This window comes from Luteimicrobium sp. NPDC057192, from assembly GCF_042670205.1.
Lineage (GTDB): Bacteria > Actinomycetota > Actinomycetes > Actinomycetales > Cellulomonadaceae > Luteimicrobium.
The window spans coordinates 1-17,481 of sequence record NZ_JBHUWD010000006.1; the positions used below are offsets into that span (position 1 = coordinate 1).

Genomic DNA, 17,481 nt, shown 5'->3' on the forward strand with positions numbered 1-17,481 from the left:
AGGTAGCACGGACTCCGCGCTACCTCGGGCGAGAAGCGCTACCTCGCGAGCGTCCGTGGTTGCTCGGGCTCGGGAGCGGGCGCCGCGGCGTCGCGCGTTGCTGCCGCACGGCGGCGCAGGAGTCCCGTCGTGATCGCGACGCCCAGGAGGAGGAGCGCGCCCCCGACGACCTGGCCTCCGTTCGGGACCTCGCCGAGCACGAGCCACGCGGTCGCGACCCCGACGACGGGGACGAGCATCGTGAACGGCACGACCGCCGACGCGGCGTAGCGCGCGAGGAGCGAGTTCCACACGCCGTAGCCGAGGAGCGTCGACAGGTACACGGTGTACGCGGTCGAGAGGGCCGCCGCGAGGGTGGGGTGCGCGAGCGCGTGCCCGACCGCGTCGGGGCCGTCGAGGACGAGCGAGAGCGCGAAGAGCGGGACGGGCACGACGACGGCCGACCACACGGTGAGCGAGAGGCCCGACGTCGGGCGGCTCAGGCCGGCGGCAGCGCTCGCCGCACCGATCCGCCGGGAGACGACGTTCCCCGCGGCCCAAGAAGCGGCGGCGGCGAGAGTGAGGGCGAAGGCCGCGAGCGGCGTCCGCGCCCCGACCGCGAGCCCGACGACGACGAGACCCACCGCGCCGACGAGCACACCGACGAGCTGGCTCCGGGTCGGGGTCTCGCGGAGCGCGAGCGACGCGAACAGGACGGTCAGCACGACCTGCGCCTGCAGCACGAGCGACGCGAGCCCCGCGGGCATCCCCGCCGCGAGCGCCGTGTAGAGGAACGCGAACTGCCCGAGGCTCATGCAGGCGCCGACGGCCGCGACGTCACGCCACCGCGCGGCCGGTCGCGGCACGAAGAAGACGGCGGGTACGACGACGAGCGCGAACCGGACGGCGGCGAACAGCGTGGGCGGGACGTCGCCCAGGCCCTCGTCGATCACGACGAAGTTGACGCCCCAGATGACGGCGACGAGCACGGCGAGGGCGGCGGCGCGGGGCGGCAGGGCGGTGGCGCGGACGGGAGCGAGGGGCACGTCACGAGTGTGCGGGCACACGACCATGAAGGTCCATCTCATGTTCGTGCTTGAATTCATGCAGCCGCGCTGAACGATGGAGGTGGCGGATGATCGACCTCGCGGGGATCGAGGCGCTCGTGGCTGTCGAGCGGACGGGCACGGTCGGTGCGGCCGCCGCCGACCTCGGCTACACGCCGTCGGCGGTGTCGCAGCAGGTCAAGCGGCTCGAGCGCACCCTCGGGGTGCCGCTGCTCGAGCGCGTGGGGCGGGGCGTCACGCTCACCGCGCACGGTCGCCGGCTCGTGGAGGACGGCGGCGAGCTGCTGCGGTCCGTCGAGCGGGTCGCGTCCCGCGTCCGGTCCGCGGGCTCCTCGCCCACGCCCACCGGCCAGGTCCGGGTCGTCGCCTTCTCGACGGCGGTGCGCGGCCTGCTCGCACCGCTCCTCCCCGCCCTCGCGGGGGAGGCGCCCGGCCTCGACGTCGTCGTCACCGAGTACGACCCCTGGGACGCCGTCGCCCAGGTCGCGGCCGGGAGCGCGGACCTCGGCGTGGTGCACGCCTGGCGGGGGATCGGGCTGCAGGTGCCGCACCACGTGCGGTACGAGGAGATCGGCGAGGACGTCGCGGACCTCCTCGTCCCCGCGGGCCACCGCCTCGCAGCGCGGGCGAGCGTCGGACCCGGCGACCTGCTCGACGAGCCGTGGGCTTCGACCTTCGAGGACTCGATCTGCTACGCCTGGTTCGTCCGGATGTTCGGCGACCAGCCGCGCCAGCCCCGGATCCGCTACTGGGCGTCGGAGTTCGCGTCGCACGTCGCGCTCGTCGAGGCGGGGGCGGCCGTGTCGCTCCTGCCCCGGCTCGGGCGGGGCGTCCTGCCGGACGGCGTCGTCGCCGTGCCCGTGGTCGACCCGGTGCCGCTGCGGACGGTCGGCCTCGTGTGGCGGGCGTCGATGGCGGAGGCGCCTCCCGTCGCGTTCCTGGGCGACCGGCTCCGGGCCGCCGTCCGCGCGGTCGGCTGACGGAGCCGCGACCTCAATCGTCGGCGAGGTGGGCGATGAGCTTGCGCGTCACCCGGTCGAGGTCGCCGCGGTCCTCGGCGCTGAGCGCCGCCACGACGTCCTGCTGCCCGGCGGTGTGCGTCGTGACGGCCTCGTCGACCAGGCGCTTGCCCTCCGGGGTGAGCTCGACGTCGAGGCTGCGCCGGTCGTGCGCGCTCGGCACGCGGACGATCAGGCCGCGCTTCTCGAGCCGGTCGAGGCGGCCGGTCATCGTGCCGGTCGTCATGAGGAGCGCGCGGGCGAGGCTGGTGGGGGAGAGCCGGTAGGGCTCTCCGGACCGCCGCAGGGCGAACATGACGTCGCCGTCGCCGCGGTTGACGCCGTAGTCGCCGGCGAGCCGGTCCGTCCGGGCGTTCACGAGCTCGGCGGCACGGACGAGCCGTGCGAGCAGCGCCATCGCGTCGCGGTCGATGTCGGGCCGTTGCTCTGCCCACTGCTGGACGAGTGCGTCGATCCGGTCGTTGTCATCCACGCCGCCAGTTTAGCTTGCGCGCGAGTTACTTGTGTTCTACCTTCGTTACAAGCAACTCGCGTGCAAGTAACTTGAGGAGGAGCAATGTCGACCACGCTGACGCTCAACGGGTCCGAGTCCCTGGTGGTCCGGGAGAGCACCCCGGACCGCTTCGAGGTCGAGGCCACGTACGGACCTTCGGGCTCGCGACCGCCGAAGCACGTGCACCCGCACCACGACGAGGAGTTCACGGTCCTCGCGGGCACGATCCGGGTCGGCTTCGCGGACCACGAGCAGAGCTTCACCGCCGGGGAGTCGTTCGTCGTCCCGCGGGGCACCCCGCACCACATGTGGAACGCCGGTGACGAGCCGGCCGTGCTGCGCTGGCTCAGCACCCCGGCGGGCCGTGTCGAGGAGTTCTTCACCGCGATGGACCGGCTGCAGCGCGCGGGTCGAACCGGCCTGGTGCCGCTCGCCGGCGTGCTGCACCGGTACCGCGACGTCATGCGGCCCACCTCGGTGCTGATCCGCGCCGCGGTCCGGCTCCTCGGCCCGCTCGGCGCCCGGCGCTGACCCGCCCGTCCCTCGAACCCCCCGCCGCAGGAGACCGCCATGTCCCGCAAGCGCCTCGCCACCACGCTCACCGTCCTGCTCGCCGTTGGCATCGGCTACGTCGGCGTCAGCTACCTGTTCTTCCCCGCCGCCACCGCGCCGCAGTTCGGGATGGCCGTGTGGCCCGAGGGGGACGCGGCGCAGTTCCTCGCCACGAAGGGTGCCCGCGACCTCGCGTCGGGGCTCGTCCCGCTCGCACTCCTGCTCACGGGGCAGCGCCGCGCCCTCGGTTGGGTGCTGACGCTGTGGACCGTGGTCCCGCTGGCCGACGCCGTCCTCATCCTGTCGACCGGCGGGTCCGTCGCCACCGCGCTGGGCGTGCACGGCCTGACGGCGGCCGCGCTGCTGGTCACGGGGGTGCTGCTCCTGACCGAGAAGCCGGCGCCGACCGTGGAGCCCCCGCTCGCCCGATCGCCGGTCGTCTCCGGCCGACGCTGAACCTGCCTGGGTCAGGGGTTGCAGCTCGCCGCGAGCGTCGCGAGCAGCCCGACGTCGGGGCGCCACGGCTCGAGGTTCCAGGTCGGCTTGTCGGGGACGCCGAGCGCATGGCAGAGCAGCTGGTCGTGCATCCCGGGCTTGTTCGCGTCGGGTTGCTCGACGACGAGCGCCGACCAGGTCGCCTCGGCCCCCGCGTGCGACGACGCCCGCGCCCAGGCGTTGGCGTCGACCGCGATCGACTTCCCGCCCTCGTTGACGCCCCAGGTCGCGCTGCGCGGGGTGCCCGTACCGACCCACAGCCGCACGGTGCCGCCCGACGCCGCCACGACGACCGTCCCCTGATCACCGCGCGCCGTGCCGCCGGCCGCCCGCGAGAGGCCGCCGAGCGTCGCACCGCCCGAGGTGACGAGCCCGAACGTCCCGTCGAGCTCGTCGCGCAAGGTCGCACCGGCGGGGTCGGTGGCGCGCACGACGACGTTGCCTCCCCGGGCGAGGTGCCGCACCGTCACCCGGGTCGAGCCCGACGCCGCCGGGCGGGCCGTCACGGTCGCACCCGCAGGGGCCTCGACGACGAGCGACCCGCGTCCGGCCGGTCCGCCGAGCGTCACCTCCGTCGTCGCGGGCCGTGGCGTCGGGGACGCGTCGGGGGCGGCGGTCGGGGTGTCGCCGCGGTGGGCGTCGGCGCTCGCGGAAGGCGACCCGGACGGGGGTGCCGTGCCCGCGGAGGTGGGGGACGTCGTCGGTCCTGTGCACCCGGCGAGCGCGAGCACCGCGCCGACGGCGGCCGCGGCGGGGAGGCGCCTCATGGCACCGGCAGCAGTCCGGCCATCCGGCGCGCGGTGTCGACCGAGGACACCCGGTCGAGCGCGTCGACCTCGGCCTGCGTGAACCAGCCGGCGTCGTCGCTCGACCCGTCGGCCTCGGGTGTCAGCGTGCCGCCCACGACGGCGGCCCGGTACAGGATCCGCAGCGCCTGCATCGCGCCGCCCGACGGGTCGACCAGGCGCTCGGGCGGGAACACCGCGGTGTCGATGCCCAGCAGCTCGCCCACCTCGACGTCGTAGCCCGTCTCCTCGCGCACCTCGCGGACGACGGTCTCCGTCGGGTGCTCGCCGAACTCCAGGCCGCCGCCGGGCAGCGTCCAGCCCGACCGGCCGCGTTCGTTCCAGTGGGAGAGGAGCTGCCGCCCGTCGGGATCGAGGACGACGGCGTAGGCGGCGACTCGGATGCGCATGGCGACCATCGTGTCAGCCGGGCCGCGCGGTGTCAGCAGTCGCAGTGCCCTTGCGCGAGCCCCGCGTCTCACATACTCTGAATCAAGTATATGGAGGTGAGTAATGGTCCGACGGCCGGTGTCGAACCCCTTGGCGCTCGCGGTGCTCGCGTGCCTGTGGGAGAAGCCCATGTACCCGTACGAGATCACGACCACGCTGCGCCAGCGCGGCAAGGACGACTCGATCCGCCTCAACTTCGGGTCGCTCTACTCGGTCATCAAGTCGCTCCAGAAGCACGGGCTGATCGTCGAGCAGCGCGCCGAGCGCGAGGGCAACCGCCCCGAGCGCACGGTCTACGAGATCACCGACGACGGCCGCACCGAGGCCCACGACTGGCTCCGCGAGATCCTCGCCGTCCCCGAGCGCGAGTACCCGACCCTCGAGGCGGGGCTGTCGCTCGTCGCCCTGCTCGAGCCCGCGGAGGCCACCGACCTGCTGCGGGCGCGCGTGGCCTCGCTCGACACGACCATCGCCTCGCGCCGGACCGTCCTGGGGCGGACGCGGGAGGCGGGGCTGCCGGAGATCTTCGCGGTCGAGGCCGACTACCACCTCGCGCTCCTCGAGGCCGAGCGGGACTGGGTCGAGCGGCTCGTCGAGCGGCTCGACGCCGGGACCGTCGGGGGCCAGGACATGTGGGCGCGCATGCACGCGCTGCTCGCCGCCGGGAAGCCGGTCGACGAGATCGAGGGCGAGCTGGTCGACGAGATCGGCGCCGCGAACCTCGCCGCGCTCGACGAGCTCGCCACCGGCCACGCGCCCCCACCCCAACCACCGGCACCGCGCTGATCCTCGCGATCCAGCCGCCGCCGGAAACAGCGGTGGCCCGGGTGCGCCAACACCCGGACCACCATCGCCCGAGTCGTCCACGAGGGACCGTCCGACCATCACGTCAAGACCTTCGAGCTGTCAGCCATGCTATCGGGGCTGCGGCTTCCGCCCTCGCCGGCGACTCCTCTCAGAAGGAGTCACGATGTCATCCGGAACGTCACCCGGAACCTCGACCCGCGCGGTCGACCTGCGCAAGACCTACCCCGGACGCCGCGGCGCGCCCGCCGTCACGGCCCTCGACGGGCTGTCCTTCGACGTCCCCGACGGCAGCGTCTTCGGGCTGCTCGGCCCCAACGGCGCCGGGAAGTCCACGACCGTCAAGATCCTCACGACGCTCAGCCGCGCCGACTCCGGCACCGCGACCGTCGCCGGGCTCGACGTCGCGCGCGAGCCCGACGCCGTCCGCCGCGCCGTCGGCTACGTCGCCCAGAAGCCCGTCACCGACCCCATGGACACGGGCCGCGAGAACCTCGTCCTCGCGGGCCGGCTCCAGGGCCTCGGGCGCCGCGACGCGCGCTCCCGCGCCGACGAGCTCCTCGAGCGGTTCGGGCTCACCGACGCCGCGAACCGGCTGGTCAAGACCTACTCGGGCGGGATGGCGCGCAAGCTCGACGTCGCGCTCGGCATCGTCCACCGGCCGCAGGTGCTGTTCCTCGACGAGCCCACGACCGGGCTCGACCCCGAGGCGCGCGCCGAGATGTGGGCCGAGATCGAGCGCATGACGGGCCACGAGCGGATGACCGTCCTCCTCACGACCCACTACCTCGACGAGGCCGACCGGCTGGCCGCGCGCGTCGCGATCGTGGACCGGGGGAGCGTCGTCGTCGAGGGCACGCCGTCCGAGCTCAAGGACGGGCTGCACGGCGACACGGTGGTCGTGGAGCTCGGCACGTCCGCCGCCGCGAGCGTCGCCGGCGACGGCGCCCCTCTGCTCGGGTCGCCCCGCGCGCGCCTCACCCAGGTCGTGGGCGAGGCCGGGCTGCGGGACGTCGTCGTCGACGGCGCCCAGGTGCGCGGGCGGGCCGAGGTCGGCTCGTCGGCACTGCCGGGCGTCCTCGCGGCGCTCGAGGGCGCCGGGATCCCCGTCGCGTCGGCGACCGTCGCCCGGCCCAGCCTCGACGACGTGTACCTCCGCTACACCGGGCGCACCTACGGCGCCGCGGACCGCTCCGGCTCCGTCGTGGCCGAGGAGGTGGCGGCATGAGCGCCGTCGGCCAGACCCGGGCGCCGTCCTTCCTCACGCACACCGGGCTGCTCGCCGCCCGGGCGCTGCGCGGCGGCCTGCGCATCCCGGTGTTCGTCGTCATGCAGCTCGTCCAGCCGATGATCTGGCTGCTGCTGTTCGGGGCGCTCTTCACGTCCGTCGTGGACATCCCCGGGTTCGGGGGCGGCTTCCAGGGCAGCTACCTCGAGTTCATCACCCCGGGCGTCGTCATGATGACGGCCATGTTCGGGGCCGCGTGGGCCGGCACGAGCTTCGTGCAGGACATGGACCGCGGCGTCATGGACCGTTTCCTCGCGTCACCCACCAGCCGCGGCGCGCTCGTCGCGTCGACCATGGTCTACCAGTCGGTCACCGCGGTCGTGCAGGGCGTCGTCGTCGTGCTCGTCGCGGTGGCGAGCGGGGCGCGGTTCGACGGCGGCGTGGGCGGGATGCTCGTCGTGGCTCTCGCCGTCGTGCTGCTCACGGCGCTGTTCTCGGCGCTGTCCAACGCGTTCGCGCTGCTCACGGGGAAGCAGGAGGCGCTGATCGGGATCTCGCAGCTCATCACGCTGCCGCTGATGTTCCTGTCGTCCGCGGTCATGGACCCCCACCTGTCGCCGCAGTGGGTGCAGACCGCAGCGCGGTACAACCCGTTCGACTGGGCCGTCGTCGCCGGGCGGGAGGCGCTCTCCGCCACGCCCGACCGGGGACTCGTGTGGAGCCGGCTCGGGTGGCTCGCGCTGGCCGCCGTCGTCGTGTGGTGGCTCGCGACACGGGCGTTCCGCGCGCTGCAGCGCGCGGCCTGACGCCGTCCCACCCGCCGAGCACGGGACCGGGTCCCGTGCTCGGCGGGTCGCGTCACCAGGTCCCGGGGACCTGCTTCACCGTGACGTTGAGGCGGTTGTAGAGGTTCGTCGTCGCGACCCACAGGATGATCGCGGCGAGCTGCTCCTCGGACCAGTGCTTCTCGGCCTCGGCCCAGATCGCGTCGTCGACGGCCTCGGGACGGTCGGAGAGACGCGTCATCGCCTCGGCGAGCTCGAGCGCCGCGCGCTGGGCGTCGGAGAACACCGTCGCCTCGCGCCACCCCGGCAGGACGGCGAGCTTCTCGAACCCCATGCCCGCCTTCTCGGCCGTGCGACGGCCGAAGTCGAGGCACCAGGCGCAGCCGTTGATCTGGCTGACGCGGAAGTGGAGAAGCTCGAGGGTCTCGTCGTCGACGCCCTTGCCGCGGGGGATCTGACCCAGCGTCGGCAGGACGCTCTGCGCGTCGGCGAAGTACGAGGCGGGGTTCTTCATGCGAGCGGTCATGGGGTGCTCCTCGGTTCGGACCCGGCTGTCACGTCGGGTCGGGCGTGTTCGTCACCCCTTCGACGCACCCCGGCGAAAGGATGTGACGATGACTTCACGCAGAACCGACGACGACTGGCTCGCCCAGCAGTTCGAGGCCCAGCGGACCCGGCTGCGGGCGGTCGCGACCCGCATGCTCGGTGACGGCGCCGAGGCCGAGGACGCCGTCCAGGAGGCGTGGTTCCGGCTCCAGCGCACGGGCGGCGACGCCATCGACAACCTCTCCGGGTGGCTCACGACCGTCGTCTCGCGCGTGTGCCTCGACCATCTCCGCTCCCGCACCGCGCGCCACGAGGACGCGTGGGCGCCCGTCGAGGAGGTCGCGGCCGAGCACCGGGACGAGTCCGCCGCCGAGCCCGAGGGCGCGGCGCTCGAGGCCGACGCGGTCGGCGCGGCGCTCCAGGTCGTCCTCGACACGCTCACCCCCGCGGAGCGGCTGGCGTTCGTCCTGCACGACCTGTTCGGCGTGCCGTTCGACCAGATCGGGCCCATCGTCGAGCGGACGCCCGAGGCGACCCGACAGCTCGCGTCGCGTGCCCGCCGGCGCGTCCGGGGGACGGTGTTCGCGTCCGACGAGGCCGCCGTCGGGCCGGACGGCGCCGAGCATGTCGAGCCGCCCGTGCTCTCGGCCGACCGGGCCCGCCAGCGCGAGGTCGTGGAGGCGTTCCTCGCGGCGTCGCGCGAGGGCCGGTTCGAGGACCTCCTGCAGGTGCTCGACCCCGACGTCGTCCTGCGCGCCGACCCGGCGGCCGTCGAGTCGACGGCGCGCGTGGTGGCGCAGGGGCTGCCCGCGCCCGTGCTCGCCCCCGAGGAGCACGGGGCGTTCGCGGTGGCGACGGCGTTCGTCGGGCGGGCGCTCGCGGCGCGGGTCGCGCTCGTCGACGGCGCGGTGGGCGCCGCGTTCGTGCTCGGCGGGCAGGTGCGGTCGGCGTACGCGATGCGGGTGCGGGACGGACGCGTGGTCGCCGTCGACGTGTACGGGGACCCCGAGACGCTGGCCAGGACGGACGTGGTGCTGCTCGAGACGGCCTGACCCGGGCGCCCGGCGGCCGAGGCCCGGCTCAGGGCGCCGTGACGTAGTCGCCGTGCCGGAGGTCCTCGAGCAGCGTCGGGTGGTGCGGCGCCCACCCGAGCGTCCGCCGGGTGAGCTCGCTCGACGCCGGGACGTCGGCGCCGTAGACGGTCGCCATGAAGGGGTTGCCGAAGTGGTCGCCGGCGTCCTCGGGGTCCACCGGCTCGGCCGGGACGCCGAGCTTCTCGCCGATCGTCTCGGCGATGCTCCGGAACGGGACGTCCGTCTCGGCGACGCCGTGCCAGGTGCTGCCGGCGGGCGCCTCCTCGAGGGCGAGGCGGTAGAGGGCGGCGGCGTCGAGCCGGTGCACGGCCGGCCAGCGGTTCGTCCCGTCCCCGACGTACGCCGAGACGCCGGTCCGTCGGGCGGTCGCGATCAGCATCGGGACGAAGCCGTGGTCGTGGGGGCCGTGGACCGTCGGAGCGAGGCGGACGACGACGGCTCGCACGCCTCGCGGGGCGAGGTCGAGGCACGCCCGCTCGCCGGCGTGCCGCAGGCCGGCGACGGCGTCGGGCCGTCCGGGGTCGGTCTCGACGCCGACCCGGCCGGCGGGCAGCACGAGGGTGCCGGAGGTCACGACGAGGGGCCGGTCGGTGCCGACGAGGGGCTCGCCGAGGGCCTCGATCGCGGCGACGTCGCGTCGGGTCATGGCCTGCGGGTCGCTGAAGTCGCCGCCGAAGGCGAGGTGGACGACCCCGTCGGACCGGGCGGCGCCCGCGGCCAGCGCGTCGAGGTCGTCGAGCGACCCGGGCCACGGTGTCGCGCCCAGCGCTGACAGCCGGGCTGCGGCCGCGTCAGAGCGCGCGAGCCCCGTGACGCGGTGGCCGGCGCCGACGAGCTCGGAGACGATCGCGGGGCCGGTCTGCCCGGTCCCGCCGGTGACGAAGACGTGCATGCGTGCTCCTCGGTGCGGATCGGATCGACGTAGTGTCACTCAGTGACACTACACGTCATGTCACTGAGTGACGCCAACGGGTCGCGGCGAGTACGCTGCCGGGATGCCCCGAAGCGGCGCCGAAGCGCGTGACAGGCTCGAGCGCGCGGCGCTCGAGCTCTACGACGAACGGGGCTACGACCAGACCACCGCCGCCGACATCGCCGCTCGCGCCGGCGTCACGGCGCGCACGTTCTTCCGGCACTTCGCGGACAAGCGCGAGGTCCTCTTCCACGTCGAGGCCGGACTGCAGGAGGAGATGGCGCGAGCCCTCGCGGCCGTTCCGGACGACGTCCCGCCGCTCGCCGCGATGCTCCAGGCCTTCCGCTCGATGGCCCCCGGCATGGAGGCGAACCGGCGGCTCGCCGAGGCCCGGCACCGGGTGATCGCGGCCACCCCCGCGCTGCGCGAGCGCGAGCTCGCCAAGGCCGCCGCGATGGCGGCCACGGTCGCTGCAGGGCTCCGCGCACGCGGGCTGTCCGAGTGGCACGCGACCCTGTTCGCCCAGGTCGGCACCGCCGCGCTCGGGCACGCCGTGCACGCCTGGACGGCCGACCCGTCGGCCGACTACGACGACCTCGTCGTCCGCACGTTCGCCGCGCTGCGCGAGCTCGCGGACCCCGAGCCGGACGGGCGCCCCGCGTCAGTCGCGGGACCAGGCCAGCGACGCCGCAGCGATCACCACGAAGACCATCGCCGCGACCACGAGACCTGACACCGCCACGAGCACGCCGGTCGCCGCGAACAGCACGACCTTGGCGGCGATGCGCGGTGTGCGGGCCAGGCGGCGGGACGCGCGCGGCGCGAGCCACCGGCCCCACGGCAGGGCCGCCGCGAGGACGAGCACGACGGCGAGCAGCACGGACACGGCCGCGCCGCCGCCGAGCCGGGCGCCCGCCACCGCGAGGAGCGTGAGCATCGCGAGCTCGACCGCGAAGGCCAGCACGCCGGCGCCGGTGACCCGCACGGCGGTGTCGGGAGCGGGCGACGGCGGAGCGGCGGGCTCGGGCATGCGGCGAGCGTAACGAGCGCGTCCGGTCCGCTGCGGCGCCGCGCCGGTCGCGATACGTTCGCGACGACGGACCGGACCCGCCGGGGCGTCGGAGCGGAGGGTGCCGGTGGACCAGGAGGCGTGGACGCTCGTCCTGTTCGCGCTGTGCGCGGCGCTCGCACCGTTGCTCGCGCGCGGGGTCCGGCGGTTCGCGCCCGTCCCCGTCGTGGTGTTCGAGATCCTGCTCGGGTTGCTCGTCGGGCCCGCGCTGCTCGGTTGGGCGACACCGAGCGCCTTCACGGACCGGCTCTCGGACTTCGGGCTCGCGATGCTCTTCTTCCTCGCCGGGCACGAGATCGACGTCGCCGGGATCCGGGGACGGCCGCTGCGCCGCGCGGTCGGGGGCTGGGGCGTGTCGCTCGTGGTCGGCGTCGGGCTCGGCGTCCTCCTCGCGTCGACCGCAGCGGCCGGGGTGTTCGTCGGGATCGCGCTCACGTCGACCGCGCTCGGCACGATCCTCCCCGTCATCAGCGACGCCGGGGAACTCGGGACCCCCTTCGGGCGGGCCGTGAGCGCCGTCGGAGCCGTCGGCGAGTTCGGTCCGCTCATCGCGATCTCGATCTTCCTCAGCGGGCGGCAGCCGGGGACCGCGACCGTGGTGCTGCTGCTCTTCGTCGTCCTGGCGGCGGGTGCCCTCGTCCTCGCGGTCCGGACGCCGCACGGTCGCGTGCACCGCGCGATCGAGGCGACGCTGCACACGAGCGGGCAGTTCGCGGTCCGGCTCGTCATGCTCGTGGTGGCCGTCCTGGTGGCGATCAGCATCTGGCTCGGGCTCGACATGCTGCTGGGCGCGTTCGTCGCCGGGCTCGTCCTCAAGGCCCTCATGCGGGACGCCGCGGACCCGCTCGTCGAGCAGGTCGACGCGAAGATCGAGGCCGTGGGCTACGGCTTCCTCGTGCCCATCTTCTTCGTGTCGACGGGGGTCACGTTCGACCTCGACGCGCTCGTCAGCTCCGGCTTCGCGCTCGCGGGGCTGCCCGTGTTCCTCGCGCTGTTCCTGGTCGTCCGCGGCATCCCGGGGGCGTTCGCGGCCCCGGCGGAGGCGACGCGGCGCGACCGCGTCTCCCTCGCGTTCTTCTCCGGCACCGCGCTGCCGATCATCGTCGCCGTCACGAACATCGGGCGGGACGCCGGCGACCTGTCGAGCGCGACCGCGACCTCGCTCGTCGGCGCGGGGCTGCTGTCGGTTCTCGTGTTCCCGCTCGTCGCGCTCGCGCTCCGCGGCACGCGGCGCGACGTCGAGGAGGGCGCCGACGAGACCACGGAGGTCCCGGAGGAGGCCTGACCGGGCGATCGTTCCACCGAACCGACGCGGATCGTCGCCCGGACGGTGTCGAGACGACGATCTGGGTCGGTTCGGCGCCTCACGCGAGGATCACGTGCAGCCGCCGGGGGCCGTGGACGCCCTCGACCCGCTCGAGCTCGATGTCGCTCGTCGCGCTGGGCCCGCTGATCCACGTCTGCGGGCGCTCGGGGTGCTCGGCGAGGAGCCGGACCGCCTCGGGGACGAGCTGCACGACCTGGTCCGTGCGGACGACGCAGACGTGCAGGTCGGGCACGAGCGAGACCGCGCGCCGGCCCTGGTCGGGTGCGCCGTCGAGCACGATCGTCCCGGTCTCCGCGATCGCGACGCGGCACGCGGTGACGACGCCGAGCGACCCGTCGAGGTCGGCGGGCGACAGCGGGGCGTCGCGGGAGTCCGTGCGGACGGCGACCCCCTCGGGCAGGGCGGCGAGCCAGGCCGGGGCGAGACCGTCGGGCACGACGAGCGCTGCGCCGTCGGGCGCGTCCGCCCGGGCCGTGGTCACGATCTCCGCGACGACGCGCGCGATCGCGGCCGCCCGCGCGTCACCGTCGCCGCTGCCGGCGTCACCGTCGGTGGACGGAGCGTTACCGTCGGCGGACGGAGCGTCACCGTCGGCGGACGGAGCGTCACCGTCGGCGGACGGAGCGTCACCGTCGGCGGACGGAGCGTCACCGTCGGCGGACGGAGCGTCACCGCCGGTGGACGGAACGTCACCGTCGGCGCGGTGGACGGTCGCCTGGTAGTCGACGAGCCGGTCCTCGAGGAGCGCGACGACCTCGGCACCGCCGGCCACCAGCCCGCCCGACGCGCGGTACGCCCGCGGCACGGCGACGTCGCCCGCGGGGGCGCCGTCGCCGGACGCGGGGGCGACGCCGGGCTCGGGGCGCCCGTCGCGCTCGGGGAGCCCCGCGGGCGTGCCGGACCGTTCGCCGGGTGGCGGTACCTCCCCGGTGGGCGGTGCCGCGAGCGCGGCCCGGACCCGGGCGAGGACCTCGTCGCGCGCGCTCATCGGTTCTCCTTCCACCAGCGCCGGAACGGCTGCTTCGGTGGGGCGGGGAGGTCGCGGGCGCCGGTCCACAGCGAGCCGGGGAACGGCAGGGACCGGATCTGCCCGTCGCGCGCGGCGACGCGCCCTGCCCCGGACGCGCGCTCGGCGGCCCCCATCCGGCGCCCGTCGGACATCACCCAGGACGCGGCCCGCATCGCGGCGCCCCAGCCGGTGGGCCGGTGGCGGGCGTGGTCCTCGTCGACGTCGCGGGCGCGCAGGTGCACGAGGAGGGTCGGGATGTCGATCTTCACGGGGCACACCTCGTAGCACGCGCCGCAGAGCGTCGACGCGTAGGGGAGGGTCGCGTTGGGGTCGTCGTGCGACTGCACGCCCGTGAGCTGCGGGGTGAGGATCGCGCCGATCGGGCCGGGGTAGACGGACTGGTAGGCGTGCCCGCCGACCCGCTCGTACACCGGGCAGACGTTGAGGCACGCGGAGCAGCGGATGCAGCGCAGGGCGTCGCGGCCGACGTCGTCGGCGAGGGCGCGGGTGCGCCCGTTGTCGAGGAGGACGAGGTGGAACTCCTGAGGTCCGTCGCCGGGCGTGACGCCCGTCCACAGCGACGTGTAGGGGTTCATCCGCTCGCCGGTCGAGGACCGGGGGAGGAGCTGCAGGAAGACCTCGAGGTCCTCGAAGGACGGCACGAGCTTCTCGATCCCCATGACCGTGACGAGGGTCTGCGGGAGCGTGAGGCACATGCGCCCGTTGCCCTCCGACTCGACGACGGCGAGCGTCCCCGTGTCCGCGACGGCGAAGTTCGCGCCGCTCACGGCGACCCGCGCGGACAGGAACTTGCGGCGCAGGTGGAGGCGCGCGGCCTCGGCGAGCGCGGCCGGGTCGTCGGTGAGGTGCGCGGGCGCGTCGCCCATGCGCTCGAGGAAGATCTCCCGGATCTCGGCCCGGTTGCGGTGAATCGCGGGAACGAGGATGTGGGAGGGCTGGTCGTCGGCGAGCTGCACGATCAGCTCGGCCAGGTCGGTCTCGAACGCCGCGATCCCCTGGGACGCGAGGTGCTCGTCGAGCCCGATCTCCTGCGTCGCCATGGACTTGACCTTGACGACCTCGTCGGCGCCGGTGGCCTTCACGAGGTCGGTGACGATCGCGTTCGCCTCCGCCGCGTCCCGCGCCCAGTGCACGACGCCCCCGCGCGCCGTCACGTTCTCCTCGAGCCGCTCGAGGAGCTCGGGCAGGTGCGCGAGCATGGTCGCCTTGAGGGCGGCGCCCGCGTCGCGCAGCTCCTCCCAGTCGGGCACCTCGCCGACGACGCGCGCCCGCTTGGCCCGGATCGTCGACGTCGCGTGGCCGAGGTTGCGCCGGAGCTGGGCGTCGTCGAGCGCCGCGCGGGCCGCCGTCGGGAACGGGTCGCCCCAGCGCAGCGGCTCGCGCGGGTGCGGGACGCCGAGGAAGACGGGGTTCGTGGACGCGGGGCCCGTCGCGGTGCTCATGCGGCGCTCCCCTCGGCCGCGTGCGCGCCCGGGCCGCCGACCTCGACGGGCTCGTCGAGCGTGGAGGCGAGGATCTCCGCGAGGTGCATGATCCGGACGCCCGCGCGCAGCCGCGAGAGGCCACCGCCGATGTGCATGAGGCACGAGTAGTCGCCCGCCGTGAGCACCTCCGCCTCGGTCTCCTTCACCGCGGTCACCTTGTCCGCGAGCATCGCCGTCGACGTCGGGGCGTTCTTCAGTGCGAACGTCCCGCCGAACCCGCAGCAGCTCTCGGCGTCCCGAAGCTCGACGAGGTCGATGCCGTCGACCGCGCGCAGGAGGCGCAGCGGCTTGTCGCCCACGTGGATCATGCGCAGCGAGTGGCACGTGGGGTGGTAGGTGACCCGGTGCGGGAAGTGCGCGCCGACGTCGGTCACGCCGAGCACGTCGACGAGCAGCTCGGAGAGCTCGTACGTGTGCCGCGAGACGGCGTCGGCGCGGCGGGCGAGGTCCTCGTCCCCGGCCCGGCGGCACACCATCGCCTGCTGGTGCCGGACGGCGCCCGTGCACGACCCCGAGGGCAGCACGACGGCGTCGAACTCGCCGTCCAGCACGGGCTCGAACGCGCGGACGTGGTTGCGCACGACCGGGTACGCGGCGTCGAGGTAGCCGGTGTTGACGTGCATCTGCCCGCAGCACGCCTGACCCGGCGGGAACACCACCTCGTGGCCGAGGCGCTCGAGCAGGCGGACCGTGGCCTGCGGCGCCTGGGGGAAGAGGGCGTCACCGATACAGGTGGCGGCGAGGGCGATGCGCATGGTCGGGCTCCTCGGGGGCGAGTCGCGCGGTTCGTCCCCAGTCTGGCGCCCCCGGCGGGCGTCGTCCCGTCAGGACGCGACCGGGAAGGCCGCGACGCGCCGTCGGACGGCCTCGACGCCCGGGACGGGGGCGCGGCCGAGGAGCTCCCCGAGCGTCGACGTGGGTTCGCTCGACCACGGGCCGCGGAGGTCCCGGTAGAGGTCGAGGAGCTGCCGGGCGGCGGCCGGAGGGAACCCGGCTCCGGCGGCGACCTCGCGGTAGGCGTCCTCGGGGACGGTGCGCAGCGGGGTCCCGGCGAGCTCGGCCAGGTCGTCCCAGGTGACGACGTCGGGCCCGGTGAGCTCGTGGACCGCGCCGTCGTGCCCGTCCGACGTGAGGACGACGGCGGCCGCCTCCGCGAGGTCGGTGAGCGCGGCGGGCGTGGCGCGGGCGCCGTCCGCGGGGGCGACGAGCTCGCCGGCCCGGCGGGCCCAGACGACGTCGCGCGCGAGGGCGTCGGCGAGGCCGGTGGACGCGCGCAGGATCGTCCAGTCGGGCCCGGCGGCGCGCAGCCGGGCCTCGAGCCCGACGTAGTCCTGGACGAGCGGCACGGTCGCGCGGTCGAGGTCGGCCCAGGTGGTGAGCACGACGCGATCGACCCCGGCGCGGGCGGCGGCGTCGATCGCGGCGGCGACGCGGGGCGCGCGGCGGCTCGTGTCGGCGCCGAAGAAGGTCGCGTTGACGAGCAGCGTGGAGACGCCCACGAGCGAGCGCTCGAGGGTCGCGGGGTCGTCGAAGTCGCCGGGACGCACGGCGACGCCGTCGGGCAGGGACGCGAGGGACGGGTCGCGGACGGTCGCGACGACGGGCTCGTCGGTGCGGGCGGTGAGCGCGGTGACGACGGCGCGGCCGAGCTCGCCGTTGCCGCCGGTGACGGCGATGGTCATGGGTTCCTCCTGCCATACTGATGCGGGGCGGGTGCCCCGCTTACGAAGATACGGGGCGCGCGCCCCGGTTAGCAAGAGGAGTCGCCATGCCCGGACCTGCCGGCCGTGCACCGCGCGCGGACGCCGTCCGCAACCGCGCGAAGATCCTCGCCGCGGCGGACGAGGCGTTCGCCGCGGCCGGTACCGACGTCCCGCTCGACGACGTCGCCGCCCGTGCGGGTGTCGGCGCGGGCACGGTGCACCGCCACTTCCCGACCAAGGAGGCGCTCGTCTCCGCCGTCGTCGCCGGGAGGCTGGGGCGGCTCGCCGACGCGGCGGACGCGCTCGTCGCCGGACTCGGCGCCGACGCCTCGCCCGGAGCGCCGGGCGAGGCGTTCTCCGGGTTCCTCGTCGAGCTCATCGAGCACGCCCGCCACAACGTCGCGCTCAGCGAGGCGCTCGGCGGGACCCTCGGCGTCGAGGGGGACGAGCAGGCCCGCCGGCTCAGCGCGGCGCTCGCCGACCTGCTCGCGGCGGCCCAGCGCGACGGCGCCGTGCGGGCCGACCTGACGGTCGCCGAGCTGCACGCGGTCGTGGGCGGGGCGCTCGCGATGGAGCGCCACCTGCCCGCCGGGCGCACGGGGCTCGGGCTGGAGGTCGTCGTCCGCGGGCTGCGGCCGTCGCCGTGACGCAGCGAGGC

At 75.1% G+C, this 17,481-nt stretch carries 21 protein-coding genes; 10 read left to right on the top strand and 11 right to left on the bottom strand.

Annotated features, from left to right (window positions below; translation table 11 throughout):
• Window positions 1-38: 38 nt before the first annotated feature.
• Window positions 39-1,025 (bottom strand): EamA family transporter, encoded by a 987-nt coding sequence (locus tag ACFT5B_RS04630; RefSeq protein ID WP_386796809.1) that lies wholly within the window; start codon window positions 1,023-1,025, stop codon window positions 39-41.
• Between the two features lie 89 nt (window positions 1,026-1,114).
• Between ACFT5B_RS04630 and ACFT5B_RS04635 the strand changes: the two genes are divergently transcribed.
• Window positions 1,115-2,026 carry a LysR family transcriptional regulator gene (locus tag ACFT5B_RS04635; RefSeq protein WP_386796810.1) on the top strand — a complete coding sequence of 304 codons (912 nt, stop codon included), beginning with the start codon at window positions 1,115-1,117 and terminating at the stop codon, window positions 2,024-2,026.
• Window positions 2,027-2,039: 13 nt separating this feature from the next.
• Here ACFT5B_RS04635 and ACFT5B_RS04640 read toward each other — a convergent pair whose 3' ends face one another.
• The gene (locus ACFT5B_RS04640) at window positions 2,040-2,537 is read right to left on the bottom strand and encodes a MarR family winged helix-turn-helix transcriptional regulator (RefSeq protein WP_386796811.1); all 498 of its coding nucleotides are present in this window, start codon (window positions 2,535-2,537) and stop codon (window positions 2,040-2,042) included.
• Window positions 2,538-2,621: 84 nt separating this feature from the next.
• Between ACFT5B_RS04640 and ACFT5B_RS04645 the strand changes: the two genes are divergently transcribed.
• Both ACFT5B_RS04645 and ACFT5B_RS04650 read left to right on the top strand, forming a co-directional pair.
• Window positions 2,622-3,089, top strand: coding sequence for a cupin domain-containing protein (locus ACFT5B_RS04645; protein ID WP_386796812.1), 468 nt, complete (start codon window positions 2,622-2,624; stop codon window positions 3,087-3,089).
• A gap of 39 nt (window positions 3,090-3,128) precedes the next feature.
• A complete protein-coding gene (locus ACFT5B_RS04650; protein ID WP_386796813.1) occupies window positions 3,129-3,566 on the top strand; it encodes a DUF4267 domain-containing protein in 438 nt (145 codons plus the stop codon).
• A gap of 11 nt (window positions 3,567-3,577) precedes the next feature.
• Here ACFT5B_RS04650 and ACFT5B_RS04655 read toward each other — a convergent pair whose 3' ends face one another.
• A complete protein-coding gene (locus tag ACFT5B_RS04655) occupies window positions 3,578-4,372 on the bottom strand; it encodes a DUF2599 domain-containing protein (protein ID WP_386796814.1) in 795 nt (264 codons plus the stop codon).
• The gene (locus ACFT5B_RS04660) at window positions 4,369-4,800 is read right to left on the bottom strand and encodes an NUDIX hydrolase (protein ID WP_386796815.1); all 432 of its coding nucleotides are present in this window, start codon (window positions 4,798-4,800) and stop codon (window positions 4,369-4,371) included. Before ACFT5B_RS04660 ends, ACFT5B_RS04655 begins: the two co-directional genes overlap by 4 nt.
• Before the next feature lie 118 nt (window positions 4,801-4,918).
• Here ACFT5B_RS04660 and ACFT5B_RS04665 point away from each other — a divergent pair, with 118 nt between their 5' ends.
• The 3 genes from ACFT5B_RS04665 (at window position 4,919) to ACFT5B_RS04675 (ending at window position 7,678) form a co-directional block, all read left to right on the top strand.
• A complete protein-coding gene (locus tag ACFT5B_RS04665; protein ID WP_386796816.1) occupies window positions 4,919-5,626 on the top strand; it encodes a PadR family transcriptional regulator in 708 nt (235 codons plus the stop codon).
• A 184-nt stretch (window positions 5,627-5,810) separates the two neighbouring features.
• Complete coding sequence (locus ACFT5B_RS04670) at window positions 5,811-6,872, top strand: ATP-binding cassette domain-containing protein (RefSeq protein WP_386796817.1); 1,062 nt, start codon at window positions 5,811-5,813, stop codon at window positions 6,870-6,872.
• Window positions 6,869-7,678: an ABC transporter permease gene (locus ACFT5B_RS04675; RefSeq protein WP_386796818.1), complete on the top strand. Its 810-nt coding sequence runs from the start codon at window positions 6,869-6,871 to the stop codon at window positions 7,676-7,678. Before ACFT5B_RS04670 ends, ACFT5B_RS04675 begins: the two co-directional genes overlap by 4 nt.
• A 52-nt stretch (window positions 7,679-7,730) precedes the next feature.
• On the opposite strand, the gene ACFT5B_RS04680 is transcribed toward ACFT5B_RS04675, so the two are convergent.
• Window positions 7,731-8,183 carry a carboxymuconolactone decarboxylase family protein gene (locus ACFT5B_RS04680; RefSeq protein WP_386796819.1) on the bottom strand — a complete coding sequence of 151 codons (453 nt, stop codon included), beginning with the start codon at window positions 8,181-8,183 and terminating at the stop codon, window positions 7,731-7,733.
• Window positions 8,184-8,271: 88 nt separating this feature from the next.
• Here ACFT5B_RS04680 and ACFT5B_RS04685 point away from each other — a divergent pair, with 88 nt between their 5' ends.
• Window positions 8,272-9,255, top strand: coding sequence for a sigma-70 family RNA polymerase sigma factor (locus ACFT5B_RS04685; protein ID WP_386796820.1), 984 nt, complete (start codon window positions 8,272-8,274; stop codon window positions 9,253-9,255).
• 28 nt (window positions 9,256-9,283) lie between these two features.
• Here the strand turns inward: ACFT5B_RS04685 and ACFT5B_RS04690 are convergent, their stop codons facing one another.
• Complete coding sequence (locus ACFT5B_RS04690; RefSeq protein ID WP_386796821.1) at window positions 9,284-10,189, bottom strand: SDR family oxidoreductase; 906 nt, start codon at window positions 10,187-10,189, stop codon at window positions 9,284-9,286.
• Between the two features lie 103 nt (window positions 10,190-10,292).
• Between ACFT5B_RS04690 and ACFT5B_RS04695 the strand changes: the two genes are divergently transcribed.
• Window positions 10,293-10,943: a TetR/AcrR family transcriptional regulator gene (locus ACFT5B_RS04695; protein WP_386796822.1), complete on the top strand. Its 651-nt coding sequence runs from the start codon at window positions 10,293-10,295 to the stop codon at window positions 10,941-10,943.
• On the opposite strand, the gene ACFT5B_RS04700 is transcribed toward ACFT5B_RS04695, so the two are convergent.
• Window positions 10,872-11,240, bottom strand: coding sequence for a DUF2568 domain-containing protein (locus tag ACFT5B_RS04700; RefSeq protein WP_386796823.1), 369 nt, complete (start codon window positions 11,238-11,240; stop codon window positions 10,872-10,874). The two genes, ACFT5B_RS04695 and ACFT5B_RS04700, sit on opposite strands and share 72 nt — an antisense overlap.
• A gap of 106 nt (window positions 11,241-11,346) precedes the next feature.
• On the opposite strand from ACFT5B_RS04700, the gene ACFT5B_RS04705 reads away from it, so the two are divergent.
• A complete protein-coding gene (locus ACFT5B_RS04705) occupies window positions 11,347-12,564 on the top strand; it encodes a cation:proton antiporter (RefSeq protein ID WP_386796824.1) in 1,218 nt (405 codons plus the stop codon).
• A 79-nt stretch (window positions 12,565-12,643) separates the two neighbouring features.
• Here ACFT5B_RS04705 and ACFT5B_RS04710 read toward each other — a convergent pair whose 3' ends face one another.
• The 4 genes from ACFT5B_RS04710 to ACFT5B_RS04725 all read right to left on the bottom strand — a co-directional run bounded on the left by ACFT5B_RS04710 (window position 12,644) and on the right by ACFT5B_RS04725 (window position 16,802).
• Entirely contained in the window at window positions 12,644-13,594 is a 951-nt protein-coding gene (locus tag ACFT5B_RS04710) for an LUD domain-containing protein (RefSeq protein ID WP_386796825.1), read from the bottom strand.
• Window positions 13,591-15,078: a LutB/LldF family L-lactate oxidation iron-sulfur protein gene (locus ACFT5B_RS04715; protein ID WP_386796826.1), complete on the bottom strand. Its 1,488-nt coding sequence runs from the start codon at window positions 15,076-15,078 to the stop codon at window positions 13,591-13,593. The genes ACFT5B_RS04710 and ACFT5B_RS04715 overlap by 4 nt, the downstream gene beginning before the upstream one ends.
• Window positions 15,075-15,875 (bottom strand): (Fe-S)-binding protein, encoded by an 801-nt coding sequence (locus ACFT5B_RS04720; protein WP_386796827.1) that lies wholly within the window; start codon window positions 15,873-15,875, stop codon window positions 15,075-15,077. Before ACFT5B_RS04720 ends, ACFT5B_RS04715 begins: the two co-directional genes overlap by 4 nt.
• 69 nt (window positions 15,876-15,944) lie before the next feature.
• On the bottom strand, window positions 15,945-16,802 hold the full coding sequence (locus ACFT5B_RS04725; RefSeq protein WP_386796828.1) for an NAD(P)H-binding protein: 858 nt from the start codon (window positions 16,800-16,802) through the stop codon (window positions 15,945-15,947).
• Between the two features lie 86 nt (window positions 16,803-16,888).
• Here ACFT5B_RS04725 and ACFT5B_RS04730 point away from each other — a divergent pair, with 86 nt between their 5' ends.
• Window positions 16,889-17,470, top strand: a complete 582-nt coding sequence (locus tag ACFT5B_RS04730; protein WP_386796829.1) for a TetR/AcrR family transcriptional regulator — start codon at window positions 16,889-16,891, stop codon at window positions 17,468-17,470.
• The last annotated feature ends 11 nt before the right edge of the window (window positions 17,471-17,481 follow it).

Coding starts and splice junctions, on each gene's coding strand:
- ACFT5B_RS04635 (WP_386796810.1), top strand. CDS start 1,115: ATGATCGACCTCGCGGGGATCGAGGCGCTCGTGGCTGTCGAGCGGACG.
- ACFT5B_RS04645 (WP_386796812.1), top strand. CDS start 2,622: ATGTCGACCACGCTGACGCTCAACGGGTCCGAGTCCCTGGTGGTCCGG.
- ACFT5B_RS04650 (WP_386796813.1), top strand. CDS start 3,129: ATGTCCCGCAAGCGCCTCGCCACCACGCTCACCGTCCTGCTCGCCGTT.
- ACFT5B_RS04655 (WP_386796814.1), bottom strand. CDS start 4,372: ATGAGGCGCCTCCCCGCCGCGGCCGCCGTCGGCGCGGTGCTCGCGCTC.
- ACFT5B_RS04660 (WP_386796815.1), bottom strand. CDS start 4,800: ATGCGCATCCGAGTCGCCGCCTACGCCGTCGTCCTCGATCCCGACGGG.
- ACFT5B_RS04670 (WP_386796817.1), top strand. CDS start 5,811: ATGTCATCCGGAACGTCACCCGGAACCTCGACCCGCGCGGTCGACCTG.
- ACFT5B_RS04675 (WP_386796818.1), top strand. CDS start 6,869: ATGAGCGCCGTCGGCCAGACCCGGGCGCCGTCCTTCCTCACGCACACC.
- ACFT5B_RS04680 (WP_386796819.1), bottom strand. CDS start 8,183: ATGACCGCTCGCATGAAGAACCCCGCCTCGTACTTCGCCGACGCGCAG.
- ACFT5B_RS04685 (WP_386796820.1), top strand. CDS start 8,272: ATGACTTCACGCAGAACCGACGACGACTGGCTCGCCCAGCAGTTCGAG.
- ACFT5B_RS04690 (WP_386796821.1), bottom strand. CDS start 10,189: ATGCACGTCTTCGTCACCGGCGGGACCGGGCAGACCGGCCCCGCGATC.
- ACFT5B_RS04695 (WP_386796822.1), top strand. CDS start 10,293: ATGCCCCGAAGCGGCGCCGAAGCGCGTGACAGGCTCGAGCGCGCGGCG.
- ACFT5B_RS04700 (WP_386796823.1), bottom strand. CDS start 11,240: ATGCCCGAGCCCGCCGCTCCGCCGTCGCCCGCTCCCGACACCGCCGTG.
- ACFT5B_RS04710 (WP_386796825.1), bottom strand. CDS start 13,594: ATGAGCGCGCGCGACGAGGTCCTCGCCCGGGTCCGGGCCGCGCTCGCG.
- ACFT5B_RS04715 (WP_386796826.1), bottom strand. CDS start 15,078: ATGAGCACCGCGACGGGCCCCGCGTCCACGAACCCCGTCTTCCTCGGC.
- ACFT5B_RS04720 (WP_386796827.1), bottom strand. CDS start 15,875: ATGCGCATCGCCCTCGCCGCCACCTGTATCGGTGACGCCCTCTTCCCC.
- ACFT5B_RS04725 (WP_386796828.1), bottom strand. CDS start 16,802: ATGACCATCGCCGTCACCGGCGGCAACGGCGAGCTCGGCCGCGCCGTC.
- ACFT5B_RS04730 (WP_386796829.1), top strand. CDS start 16,889: ATGCCCGGACCTGCCGGCCGTGCACCGCGCGCGGACGCCGTCCGCAAC.